Origin of the sequence: Phocaeicola sp. RTP21198st1_B8_RTP21198_201120 (genome assembly GCF_040929485.1) — a bacterium.
GTDB classification, from domain to species: Bacteria; Bacteroidota; Bacteroidia; order Bacteroidales; family Bacteroidaceae; genus Phocaeicola; species Phocaeicola dorei.
In genome coordinates this window covers 49,528-61,739 of sequence record NZ_JBCOCI010000011.1, presented here as the reverse complement: position 1 = coordinate 61,739, position 12,212 = coordinate 49,528, and the positions used below count along the sequence as shown (strand labels likewise).

The 12,212-nt window shown below is 46.8% G+C and carries 9 protein-coding genes; 4 read left to right on the top strand and 5 right to left on the bottom strand.

The annotated features are described in order from the left end of the window. Positions 1-40: 40 nt before the first annotated feature. Genes menB through AB5935_RS07335 form a run of 4 tightly spaced genes read right to left on the bottom strand, consistent with a single transcriptional unit; the run spans position 41 to position 4,108 of the window. Positions 41-862, bottom strand: coding sequence for a 1,4-dihydroxy-2-naphthoyl-CoA synthase (menB, locus tag AB5935_RS07350; RefSeq protein ID WP_005840491.1), 822 nt, complete (start codon positions 860-862; stop codon positions 41-43). Further along, positions 862-2,535, bottom strand: a complete 1,674-nt coding sequence (gene menD / locus AB5935_RS07345) for a 2-succinyl-5-enolpyruvyl-6-hydroxy-3-cyclohexene-1-carboxylic-acid synthase (protein ID WP_038609043.1) — start codon at positions 2,533-2,535, stop codon at positions 862-864. Before menD ends, menB begins: the two co-directional genes overlap by 1 nt. Before the next feature lie 26 nt (positions 2,536-2,561). Beyond that, positions 2,562-3,704: an isochorismate synthase gene (locus AB5935_RS07340; RefSeq protein WP_038609046.1), complete on the bottom strand. Its 1,143-nt coding sequence runs from the start codon at positions 3,702-3,704 to the stop codon at positions 2,562-2,564. Next, positions 3,701-4,108, bottom strand: coding sequence for a PaaI family thioesterase (locus AB5935_RS07335; RefSeq protein ID WP_011965596.1), 408 nt, complete (start codon positions 4,106-4,108; stop codon positions 3,701-3,703). Before AB5935_RS07335 ends, AB5935_RS07340 begins: the two co-directional genes overlap by 4 nt. Before the next feature lie 188 nt (positions 4,109-4,296). On the opposite strand from AB5935_RS07335, the gene AB5935_RS07330 reads away from it, so the two are divergent. Beyond that, complete coding sequence (locus AB5935_RS07330) at positions 4,297-6,159, top strand: SLC13 family permease (protein WP_005840483.1); 1,863 nt, start codon at positions 4,297-4,299, stop codon at positions 6,157-6,159. Here the strand turns inward: AB5935_RS07330 and AB5935_RS07325 are convergent. Then, the gene (locus tag AB5935_RS07325) at positions 6,122-7,477 is read right to left on the bottom strand and encodes an MATE family efflux transporter (protein WP_368327379.1); all 1,356 of its coding nucleotides are present in this window, start codon (positions 7,475-7,477) and stop codon (positions 6,122-6,124) included. The genes AB5935_RS07330 and AB5935_RS07325 overlap by 38 nt on opposite strands. 236 nt (positions 7,478-7,713) lie before the next feature. Between AB5935_RS07325 and AB5935_RS07320 the strand changes: the two genes are divergently transcribed. The 3 genes from AB5935_RS07320 to AB5935_RS07310 are packed head-to-tail and all read left to right on the top strand — an operon-like array spanning position 7,714 to position 12,209. Next, complete coding sequence (locus AB5935_RS07320) at positions 7,714-10,215, top strand: FAD-dependent oxidoreductase (protein ID WP_007852851.1); 2,502 nt, start codon at positions 7,714-7,716, stop codon at positions 10,213-10,215. 33 nt (positions 10,216-10,248) lie between these two features. Further along, entirely contained in the window at positions 10,249-10,578 is a 330-nt protein-coding gene (locus AB5935_RS07315) for a MarR family transcriptional regulator (protein WP_007852850.1), read from the top strand. A 32-nt stretch (positions 10,579-10,610) separates the two neighbouring features. Then, complete coding sequence (locus AB5935_RS07310; RefSeq protein WP_007842557.1) at positions 10,611-12,209, top strand: ClC family H(+)/Cl(-) exchange transporter; 1,599 nt, start codon at positions 10,611-10,613, stop codon at positions 12,207-12,209. The last annotated feature ends 3 nt before the right edge of the window (positions 12,210-12,212 follow it).

Below are 12,212 nucleotides of genomic sequence, written 5' to 3'. Positions count from 1 at the left end.
GACTATTGGGTTGTCCTCCACCGGAAAAATGAACCACTGGTTATGGGAACTTCGGATAATCCTGGAACCGTGGCTTGCGTTTTTCCAAAAATGCCTTTCCTCCTTCCTGTGCTTCCTCTGTCATGTAATACAGCATGGTGGCATCTCCGGCAAGTTCTTGTATGCCGGCTTGTCCGTCCAGTTCGGCATTCAGTCCGGCTTTGATCATACGAAGAGCTAGCGGGCTGTGCTCCATCATCTTTTCTGCCCATGCCACGGTTTCGTCTTCCAGGCGGTCGAAAGGAACGACTGTATTGACCAATCCCATTTCCAGTGCTTCCTGTGCGGAGTATTGACGGCAAAGGAACCATATTTCACGGGCTTTCTTCTGCCCTACGATGCGTGCCAGATAGGAAGAGCCGAATCCGGCGTCGAAGCTGCCTACCTTGGGACCTGTCTGTCCGAAAATGGCATTCTCTGAGGCAATGGTCAGATCGCATACCACATGCAGCACATGACCGCCGCCGATGGCGTAACCGTTTACCATGGCGATGACCGGTTTAGGCAGTGACCGGATTTGTTTTTGTACGTCCAGCACATTCAGACGGGGAACTCCATCTGTGCCGATATAGCCGCCATGCCCCTTTACGTGCATATCTCCCCCGCTGCAGAAGGCTTTGTCGCCTGCTCCGGTCAGAACCACTACATTGATATCCTGGCACTCGCGGCAGTAATACAGGGCGTCGCTGATTTCCGAAGTGGTGGTGGGGGTGAACGCGTTGCGGTAACGCGGACGGTTGATGGTGATTTTCGCTATTCCGTTGTAAAAGTCAAACAGAATATCCTGATATTCTTTGATGGTTTTCCATTCTCTTGTTTCCATTATTCATTTTTATTTTTAAGTCCGTGATAATATTCTCTTAACAGGGTGGTGTCTTTTTCCTTGTCGGTAAACACCTCCAGCAGCATGGGTTGCATCCGTGTCTCGGATGAGGTGAATGGCTGCATCGCTTCTTCCAGCTCTTCTTCTCCGGTCACTTTCATGTAAATAAAGCCGCGTTCTTCCGCCCAGCCTTTGGCGGTGGTGTAATGCTCGGCTGTGATAAACTCCCTGGAACGGCTTGATTTGTCCATTCCAGGCAGGGTGTGGAATATTTCTCCTCCTTCGTTATTCAGTAACAGGATGCGGATGTTGGCACCGTAATTTTGATTCCACAGTGCGTTCATGTCATAGAAGAAGCTCAAGTCGCCTATGATGATGAAATTCAGCTTGCTGGAAGCGGCGGCATAACCGATGGCGGTGGACAGGGAGCCTTCTATGCCGTTCACTCCCCGGTTGCAACAGATTTCCACCTGGGGAGGAACTGTAAATAACTGTGCATAGCGCACGGTGGAGCTGTTTGCCAGATGCAGGGCACAGGGTTCGGGCAATGCCCGGATGAGTTTTCCGATAACGGAGATTTCGGAATAAGCAAGGTCCGGCATCGGAATGTTTTTGCAATAGTTTTCCCACATCAGCGGATAATGGGTAGGTTTGTTGTCCAGCAGGAAAGCTATTTTTTCCAAGAACTCAAACGGATCCATCTCGATGACGGTGGTCAGGCAACCGTATAAATCGGCTATCTTCCCGTCGGCGGCAACATGCCAGTGTTCGCGCGGGGGATGATTGCGCAGGTATTTCTTCAATTGTTTGGATACGATGTGTCCGCCGTAGGTAATCAGTATTTCGGGGGCCATGTCTTCCTGGCGTTCCGGTGTCATGGAATAAACGGCGGCGTCGAAATTCTTGATAGGAATGCCGGGGATGGTCTGGTTGCCCAGATGTTCCGTCAGCCAGGCGAAATGTTTATAAAGCGGTTTCACATATTTTTTCTCGAACAGGTAAATCAGATTCATCTGGCCTACCACGACCATGCGCTTGTTGTACTTGTTCAGCCGTTCGATCAGTTCCTTATAGTCACGGTCGTACACGCTCAGTCCCTGATAACGGGTGATGACACGTACTTCGGGAAGTGTTTTGGCGGTGAAGCGGTAAATGGGTTCGGAAATGGGTACATTGATATGTACAGGCCCTTTGCCGTGGTGGGTGGTTTCCAGTATGGCTTCGTTGATAAGGCGGTTGCAAAACCATTCGTCTTCCTCAGTATGTACTTCGGGCAGGTTGACAGACATCTTGACTAACGTTCCGAACACATGGGGCTGGGGCAGGGTTTGTCCGTCCATTTGTCCTATCCAGGCAGCGGGGCGGTCGGCGGAAATGACAATCAGAGGTACTTGTTGGTAAAAGGCTTCGGCTACGGCAGGGTGCAGGTTCAGCAGGGCCGAACCGGAAGTGCAGCATACTGCGGCAGGGCCTCCCCCTTGTAAAGATAGGCCGATGGCAAAAAAACCGGCACTGCGTTCATCGGTTACAGAATAACAAGTGAAGTCCTCTATATTGGCCAGAGTATGTACGATGGCAGCATTACGGCTGCCGGGACAAAGCACTATTTTCCGCACACCGTGCGCTTTGAGAAGTGCCACCAACTGAAGTATGTTCTTTTTGTCTGAATACATTATTCTTCTACTTTAATTGTTTCCATTTATTTACTTATAAAGTCAGGATGAAGGATGCTCCGTATCGTATTCATCTTGTCTCCCGTTTCCATCCATTCCGATTCTACTTCCGAGGAAGCCAGTATTCCTCCTCCTGCATACAGGATGGCTTCACCCGGCTTTATTTCCATGCAGCGCAGATTGACGTAGATATCGGTATGCCCCTCTGTATCCAGCCAGCCGGTGAATCCGGAATAATAACTGCGGTCGTACCCTTCATTGTCCGGAATAAACCGGAAAGCCTCCTCTTTGGGCAGGCCGCAGACGGCGGGAGTGGGATGGAGTTCTTGCAATAAATCGCCTATATGGTCTGTATTTTTCAACAAGAAATAAAAATCGGTCTTGAGGTGTACCAATTGTCCGGCACGGGCGGTATAAGGACCTTTTTCCGTCATCTTGTTGCCGAATCTTTTGGCGATCCGGCGGATGTAATCAGCCACATAGCCCTGCTCTTCCCGGTTCTTCCTGTCCCAGTCTGTCGGCATCACTTCGTTCTGCATCGGCATGGTACCGGCCAGGGCCACGGTGTGCCATTCTTTGCCGTGTCCGCTTAATAAGATTTCCGGTGTGCTGCCCAGCCAGGTTCCGGAAGCAGGGGTGTGGCATAGGTAAATCATCATGCGCGGATAGTTGTTGCAGGCCCGGACAAAAGCGCCGAGTGGTGAAAAATCATCTCCGATATGTCTGGCGGAAGAACGTGACAGAACCAGTTTCTGGAACCGCTTCTCTTGTAAGGGAGTGATGAAACGCCCGAATGCGCGGGTATATTGTTCTTTATCCGTTTCTTCGGAAACAAAAGGGGAGAGTTCACTCTGCCGGCTTTTGCAGGTGAGCAGGGCATCCGCACATTCCAGTGAAGACAGTGCTTCGCTGATTTCGCTCCAGTCGTATGCGGTGACATCCGGACGGATAAGTACCAAGGGATGTTCCTCCGATATCCGGAAAGGAGCCATGACAAATCCTTTCTTTCCATTCAGTTCCTGAATGTCCGCTAATTGTTCCACATCGCCCGAGGTTTGCAATACCAGGTAGCATTCGTCTGTCCAAGGTAACCGGTAGAGGGCGAAACCGAGGCGGCTGTGTGTCAGGCAATCCAATAATTTTTGCGTATGTATATCTGGTAGATTCATTTCTTTTTCAGTATGAAATTAACGACACGAACAGTAGAAACCAGTTGTCCTTGTGGAGTGGTGATATCTATATTCCATATATGCGAGGATCTGCCGCGGTGAATCAGTTTGCCGGTGGCGAATACTTTGCCTCCGACGGGCACGGCCGACAGATGATTTCCACTTACTTGTACTCCGCAGGCATATTCGTCTTCCCGGCATAGCGACGTAGAGCCATGCCCTGCCACAATCTCGGCCAGAGCCAGTGACGCGCCGCCGTTCAACATACCAAAGGGTTGTGAAGTACGATGGTCTACAGGCATTTCGGCATGTACCGCATCCTCGGTGGAGGGTAGAAACCGGATACCCAGATGTTCCGCCATCGAATTCGAATAATCAGGTTTGCAGGTTGTTTCTTCCATCATTTGTATGTCTGTTCTTTTCTATAGGGCTACAAAAATACATAAATTTTAGATGAAAATGTCGTTCATGTTGTTCTTTTAAGAACAAAAACATTCGGGGTTTGTTTCTATTATCGGAATATATTTTTTATTTTGCAAAAAGAACTTGTACAAATGCAACAACGAATGAATAAAACAATAATTTAATACTTATGCTCATTACGATTATTATCCTTGTACTGTCCGCAGTATTTTTTGTAAATGGCAAGATACGGTCGGATCTTGTGGCTCTTTGTGCTTTAGTGGCTTTGTTGATTTTTCAGATATTGACTCCTGACGAGGCTTTGTCCGGATTCTCCAATTCGGTCGTCATTATGATGGTGGGGCTGTTTGTGGTTGGCGGAGCGATTTTCCAGACAGGACTTGCCAAAATGATCAGTTCACACATTCTGAAATTAGCGGGTAAGAGTGAATTGAAATTATTCTTGCTTGTAATGTTGGTGACTTCTGCCATCGGGGCTTTTGTGAGCAATACAGGTACGGTGGCTCTGATGTTGCCTATCGTGGTCAGTCTGGCAGTCAGTGCCAACATGAATCCCAGTCGTCTGCTTATGCCGTTGGCGTTTGCCAGCAGTATGGGAGGTATGATGACACTGATTGGTACGCCGCCCAACCTTGTTATTCAAAATGCGTTGACTTCGGCCGGTTTTCCTCCGCTTTCGTTCTTCTCTTTTTTCCCGGTAGGGATTATTTGTGTGGCAGTGGGTACTTTGGTGTTGCTTCCGCTCAGTAAATGGTTTCTTTCGAAACGGGGGAAAAACGGGGAAGACAATGTTCATTCGGGCAAATCCCTGAAACAGTTGGTGAAGGAATACGGGCTATCCAGTAATTTGTTCCGGTTGAGGGTGGTGGGTGACTCCCGGCTGCATGGAAAGACGATTATAGAGTTGGATATCCGGCGCAAGTATGGATTGAATATACTGGAGGTGCGTCGTGGGGATATGTCACAACACCGCTTCCTGAAAACAATTACTCAGAAGTTGGCCGATCCCGGTACGGTTCTTCAGAAAGAGGATATTCTGTATGTGACGGGGGATTTTGAGAAAATAAAGTTGTTTGCCGAAGATTATCTGCTGGAGATGCTGGACGAGCATACTACCGAAGAAGCGAAAAACTCAGCCAATTCATTGGATTTTTATGACATAGGTATTGCTGAAATCGTTTTGATGCCTTCCTCCAATCTGATAAACCAGACGATAAAGGGGGCGGGCTTTCGTGACAAGTTTAATGTGAATGTACTGGGTATCCGCCGGAAGAAGGAATATTTGTTGCAGGACTTGGGCAATGAGCGGATTCATAGCGGGGATGTGTTGCTGGTGCAGGGTACATGGAACAATATCGCCCGGCTGAGCAAGGAGGATGCCGACTGGGTGGTACTGGGACAACCGCTGGCCGAGGCTGCAAAGGTCACGCTGGATTACAAAGCACCGGTAGCTGCCGTTATCATGGTGCTGATGGTGGCAATGATGGTGTTCGACTTCATTCCGGTAGCTCCGGTGACGGCAGTGATGATTGCGGGTATCCTGATGGTACTGACAGGATGTTTCCGCAATGTGGAGGCGGCTTACAAAACCATTAACTGGGAAAGCATCGTACTCATTGCGGCCATGCTGCCTATGTCGCTGGCATTGGAAAAGACAGGGGCTTCCGAATACATTTCGAACAGTCTGGTCAGTGAACTGGGAACATACGGACCGTTGGCGCTGATGGCAGGTATTTATTTCACTACTTCCCTGATGACGATGTTTATCAGCAACACGGCTACCGCAGTGCTTCTGGCTCCTATCGCGATGCAAAGTGCAACACAGATAGGGGTAAGTCCCGTACCTTTTCTCTTTGCGGTGACACTGGGGGCAAGTATGTGTTTCGCTTCTCCATTCTCCACTCCGCCCAATGCGCTGGTGATGCCCGCCGGACAATATACCTTTATGGATTATGTAAAGGTAGGGCTGCCGTTGCAGATTATTATGGGCATTGTCATGGTGCTGGTACTTCCTTTGCTGTTTCCTTTTTAAGTTGTTTATAATATATGATGCCGATGACGTCCGCTATAAACCATCCGATAGGAATAGACCACCAGATTCCGATGACCCCGATGGCAGGAATGCCGGCAAGCCAATAGGAAAGGGCTACACGGGTTCCCAACGATACCACTGTGAGCACTACGGACATTCCCGGCATACGGATGGCCCGATAATATCCGTATAACAGGAACAAAATCCCGATTCCGCAATAAAACGCTCCCTCGATGCGTAAATAACTGATACCGATGTTCAGAATTTCCGTTTCGTGGGGGCGGACAAAAATCAGCATCAATGGTTTGGCGAATAAAAAGACCAGAATGGAAATGACCAGAGAGAAGAGAACGGTGGTAATCAAGGCACTTTTCACTCCTTTGCGGATCCGTTCCTCTTTTCTCGCTCTGAAGTTCTGGGCAATAAAGGTGGAAAAGGCATTTCCGAATTCCTGTACCGGCATATAGGCGAACGAGTCTATTTTTATTGCTGCCGCAAAGGCGGCCATGACTACAGTGCCAAAACTATTGACCAATCCTTGTACCATCAGAATGCCCAGATTCATCACCGACTGTTGTACACAGGTCAGTGCGGAGAACGAAGTGATCTCTTTCAGGCAGTGACGGTCGAAATGCAGGTCGTTGCGGTGTAATCTCAGTTCGGGGTATTTCACGTAGGCATATCCCATAATTCCCAAAGCGGATACTCCCTGTGCGGCTACCGTGGCGATGGCTGCTCCCTTGATTCCCCAATCCAACTGCAAGATAAAGAATAAATCCAGCCCGATGTTCAGTACAACGGAAACCGCCAGAAACCAAAGAGGAGTAACGGCATCTCCTATGGCACGCAGTAATGCCGCATAGAAATTATAGATAAAGGTAAAGCCGATTCCCCAAAAGATAATCCACAAGTAATCATACATCATGCCATAAATATCTTTGGGAATCTGCAATAACCTGAGAATGGGATGAATCCAGACGAAAGCCGCTATATTTAGAATCAATGTTACTGTACCGATCAGCAGGGCGGATACATAGATGTTACGGCGTAGGGAATCCGTTCGTCCGGCTCCATATTGCAAGGAAAAAACGGTTCCGCTTCCCATGGACAATCCCAGCAGGATGGAAATGAGGAAAACCATCAGCGTATAGGCGGAACCGACGGCAGCCAATGCGCCGGAACCTATACATTGTCCTACAATCAGCGTGTCGGCTATATTGTAACACTGTTGTAGCAGTGAGCCTATAATCATAGGTAAGGTAAAACGTAGCAGAGTGCCGGTGATACCTCCCTGCGTCAAGTCTATTTTAGATAACATGATGCATGTCTGTTCGATTCAATTTCTTATTTATTTTGAAATTTATTGCGAAGGTAGGGAATAAAATATCAAACAACAATAAAGATTGTCTATTTAATACCCGGAATGTTCTTTCTCCTTAAAAAGAGTTAACTTGATAATATTTTCCATAGGAAACTTTTTATTATAAGAAATATCATGTATGTTTGCATAAAGTTTCCATTGGAAAATATTAAATCAAATAAAATAGTTTAATTATGAAGTATATAGTAATAGGAGGCGTAGCAGGAGGTGCAACTGCTGCCGCACGTATCAGAAGAAACACGGAACAGGCGGAAATCATTTTGTTCGAGAAGGGAGAATACATTTCGTATGCCAATTGTGGTCTACCTTATTATATAGGAGGTGTGATTGCGGAGCGGGAAAAATTGTTTGTACAGACTCCGGAGGCTTTCGGGAAACGTTTTAACATAGATGTGCGTACCCGGTCCGAGGTAATAGCCATCCATTCTGCCGAGAAAACAGTGGATATTCGTACTTCCGACGGGAAAACTTATACGGAGAGTTATGACAAATTATTGCTTTCTCCGGGTGCGTCGCCTGTTCGTCCTCCCTTGCCGGGCATTGACAATGAAGGGATTTTTACCCTACGTAATGTGAATGATACCGATGCTATCAAGAGTTACTTGCAGCAGCATAAGGTGAAACGGGCGGTAATCATCGGGGCCGGATTCATCGGGTTGGAGATGGCGGAGAATCTGCAGGAAGCCGGTGCGGAAGTGGCGGTTGTAGAGATGGCAAATCAGGTCATGGCTCCTATTGATTTCTCTATGGCTTCTTTGGTGCACGAGCACTTGTTGCAGAAAGGAGTACATCTCTATCTGGAAAAGGCGGTGGCTTCTTTCGAACGCACGGTCAACGGACTGGAGGTTGTTTTCAAATCGGGCGAAAGGCTGCCTGCCGATATGGTGTTGTTATCCATCGGGGTACGTCCCAATACCTCATTGGCGATAGAGGCTGGACTGGAGATAGGGGAGATGCGCGGTATTAAGGTTAATGATTACTTGCAGACTTCCAACGAGCATATTTATGCGGTGGGCGATGCTATCGAGTTCCGTCATCCACTGACTGATAGACCGTGGTTGAATTATCTGGCAGGTCCGGCCAACCGTCAGGCGCGTATTGTGGCAGATAACATGGTCTTTGGAAATAAGGTTACATACGAAGGGGCTGTCGGTACTTCCATTGCCAAAGTTTTTGATATGACTGTCGCTGCTTCGGGCCTTCCGGCAAAACGGTTGAAACAGGCAGGCATTGATTATTTGTCGGCAACCATCCATTCCGGTTCCCATGCGGGATATTATCCTGATGCTTTACAGATGTCCATTAAAATAACTTTCTCTCCTGTGAATGGGAAATTACTCGGAGCGCAGATTGTGGGGTATAACGGAGTGGACAAACGTATTGACGAATTCTCGCAAGTGATTAAGCATAACGGAACTGTTTATGACTTGATGGCTTTGGAGCAGGCATATGCTCCTCCTTTCTCTTCGGCTAAAGATCCTGTAGCAGTAGCCGGATATGTAGCCGGAAATATACTGAGCGGAAAGATGAAGCCTCTTTATTGGCGCGAATTACAGGCTGCCGATTTGAGTAAAGTTACGTTGGTTGATGTCCGTACTCCCGATGAATTTGCACTCGGTGCTTTGAAAGGGGCTGTCAATATTCCTTTGGATGATATGCGCGAAAGGATGGAAGAGATTCCTCAGGATAAGCCGGTCTATTTGTATTGTGGAGTAGGGTTGAGAGGGTATTTGGCTTCTAATATATTGTTACAGAATGGTTTTGGGGAAGTAAAGAATTTAATAGGAGGTTTAAAACTGTATAAAGCGGCAACGGCTCCTCTGCCCGAGCCGGAGGAGTTTTCAAATTCTGGCTCTTCAAGTTCTGATTCTTCAAAAGTTGATCATTCTGAACACAGTAAAGATTCTGCTGGAGCTTATACTATTGCCTCTTCCGTCATTCCTTCTATGAAAGCAATAAAAGTGGATGCTTGTGGCATATCTTGTCCCGGTCCTATCATGAAACTGAAGAAGAGTATGGAAGAACTGGCGGACGGCGAACGTTTGGAAATTGTCGCTACAGATGCCGGTTTTCCCCGCGATGCCGAGGCATGGTGTCAAACTACCGGAAACCGTTTTGTTTCAGTAAATTCAGGAGCAGGAAAGTATCAGGTAATTGTTGAGAAAAATACTCCGCAATCTTCTTCCTCGGAAGTTTGCCGGGAGGATAAAGGGAAAACTTTTATTCTGTTCAGTGATGACCTGGACAAAGTTTTAGCTACTTTTGTACTCGCAAACGGTGCGGCGGCTACGGGAAAGAAGGTAACCATCTTCTTTACTTTCTGGGGGCTGAATGCCATCAAGAAGCTGGACAAACCTGTGGTGAAGAAAGATATCTGGGGGAAGATGTTCGGCATGATGCTGCCTTCCAGTTCTTTAAAGTTGAAGTTGTCTAAAATGAATATGGGCGGAATGGGAGCTAGGATGATGCGATATATTATGAATAAGAAAAATATCGATTCATTGGAATCTCTGCGTACTCAAGCCATTCAGAACGGAGTGGAATTTATTGCTTGCCAGATGTCAATGGACGTAATGGGTGTGAAACGTGAGGAATTGCTGGATCATGTGACTATTGGTGGAGTGGCAACTTATATGAACCGTGCCGAACAGGCGAATGTAAACTTGTTTATTTAAATTTGCATGGAGAAAATAAAATCAATATGTGTCATGAGAGAGCTGTTCAAGGCTCTCTCTGAACTTGAAACCCGCTTAATGGAACAATATGAAGTGTCATTGAATGAGGCAATGGCACTTTGTTGCATTGGCGGAGATACGCTGACGGCTAGTGTGATATCGGAAAACACAGGTCTGTCTGCTTCGCATACCTCTAAGGTCATCCGTTCCATTGAAGAGAAAGAATTAATCGTCCGTAATTTGGGGGATAAGGATAAACGGCAGATGCATTTTACTTTATCCGATAAAGGGCATGAATGTTTGGAAGCGCTGAAAGCAAATGAAATAGAAATACCGGAACTATTAAAGCCATTGTTTAAATAAACCCTTCTCTTTTCCATTTGTTTATTCCGGATATGAAACTGGAGAAATGGAAAAACAAATGGAAGAAGTGGAGCAATCTGCGCAAATGGCAAATATGGAAACTGAAGCTGATTGATGCCCGTCTGTATTTCGTGAGCATATTCGTGGGGCTGCTTACGGGACTGGTTGCTGTGCCTTATCACTATCTTCTTTGGTATTTCTTTGATGTGCGGAAAACTTTTTTTACGGCACATTATCCGTGGTATTGGCATGTATTGTTGTTTTTTATCTTATGGGGGATTCTGATCTTTGTCGCTTCTTTGGTAAAACGTATGCCATTGATAGCCGGTGGTGGGATTCCTCAGACACGTGCGGCCAATAACGGTCGTATCCGTTATGAGCATCCTTTTAAAGAACTGGTAGCTAAATTCTGCGGAGGGGTGTTGGCTCTCAGTGCGGGGCTGTCTTTGGGACGCGAGGGGCCGTCTGTTCAGATAGGGTCTTATATAGGAACACTTATCTCTCGTTGGGGACATATTCTGAAAGGGGAACGGAAACAATTGCTGGCTGCCGGAGCTGGTGCGGGCTTGTCTGCCGCTTTTGCTGCTCCGTTGTCTTCTTCTTTGTTGGTGATAGAATCCATCGAGCGTTTTGATGCACCTAAAACCGCTATTACTACCTTGTTGGCCGGCGTGGTAGCCGGAGGAGTGGCTAGTTGGATGTTCCCCACGACTCCTTATCATCTGATTAGTGCGGTCGTTCCTGGTTTATCTTTTATCCGTCAGGCGGAGCTTTATATTATCTTTGCCGCCCTTATGGCTGTCATTGCAAAGTTTTATTCGCTCATCGTTCCTTTCTTTCAAGAAAGGATACCTGCCATGAAACTCTCCATTCCTGTCAAGATGTTGTATTTATTAACCATAGCTTATGCCATATCGTTAACAGAGACGAATCTGACAGGTGGCGGAGAGCAGTTTTTGATGATGCAGGGAATGAATGGAACTCATGATATCCAGTGGCTTACTATCATGATGCTTATTCATTTTGTTTTTACGCTGTTTTCTCTTTCTTCAGGTTTGCCGGGAGGAAGTTTCATTCCTACCTTGGTTACGGGAGGATTATTGGGACAAATCTTCGGGTTGGTATTGGTACAACGCGGATGGATAGGGTATGAGAATGTGAGTTATATGATGCTGATCGGGATGGTGGCTTTTTTGGTGGCTGTGGTGCGTACTCCTTTGACTGCTATTGTCCTGATAACGGAGATTACCGGTCATTTCGAGGTGTTCTATCCTTCCATTGTGGTAGGTGGATTGACTTATTATTTCACCGAATTGTTACAGATAAAACCTTACAATGTATTGCTGTATGACAGGATGTTCCGTAGCCATAATCCGGAGTCTTCCGAAGAGGCTGGTGCCCGCTATCATCTTTTTGTCGAGATAATGGATGGGTCTTATTTTGACGGAAAGGAAGTGGATACATTGGCTTTACCTAATCATTGTATCATTCGTAGTATACATCGGAATCGTAAAAACTTACTTCCTCAGGGGCAAACCCTGGTTCCCGGTGATCAAGTGGAGATAGAAATAGATGCGCAGGATATAGAAAAATTATACGAACCGTTAGTCAGTATGGCAAATATCTATTAAATT

Excerpts from the sequence above, each read along its gene's own strand:
- AB5935_RS07315 (WP_007852850.1), top strand. The coding sequence starts at position 10,249 with ATGAGAGAGCTGTTCAAGGCTCTCTCTGAACTTGAAACCCGCTTAATG.
- AB5935_RS07330 (WP_005840483.1), top strand. The coding sequence starts at position 4,297 with ATGCTCATTACGATTATTATCCTTGTACTGTCCGCAGTATTTTTTGTA.
- menD (WP_038609043.1), bottom strand. The coding sequence starts at position 2,535 with ATGTATTCAGACAAAAAGAACATACTTCAGTTGGTGGCACTTCTCAAA.
- menB (WP_005840491.1), bottom strand. The coding sequence starts at position 862 with ATGGAAACAAGAGAATGGAAAACCATCAAAGAATATCAGGATATTCTG.
- AB5935_RS07335 (WP_011965596.1), bottom strand. The coding sequence starts at position 4,108 with ATGATGGAAGAAACAACCTGCAAACCTGATTATTCGAATTCGATGGCG.
- AB5935_RS07310 (WP_007842557.1), top strand. The coding sequence starts at position 10,611 with ATGAAACTGGAGAAATGGAAAAACAAATGGAAGAAGTGGAGCAATCTG.
- AB5935_RS07325 (WP_368327379.1), bottom strand. The coding sequence starts at position 7,477 with ATGTTATCTAAAATAGACTTGACGCAGGGAGGTATCACCGGCACTCTG.
- AB5935_RS07320 (WP_007852851.1), top strand. The coding sequence starts at position 7,714 with ATGAAGTATATAGTAATAGGAGGCGTAGCAGGAGGTGCAACTGCTGCC.
- AB5935_RS07340 (WP_038609046.1), bottom strand. The coding sequence starts at position 3,704 with ATGAATCTACCAGATATACATACGCAAAAATTATTGGATTGCCTGACA.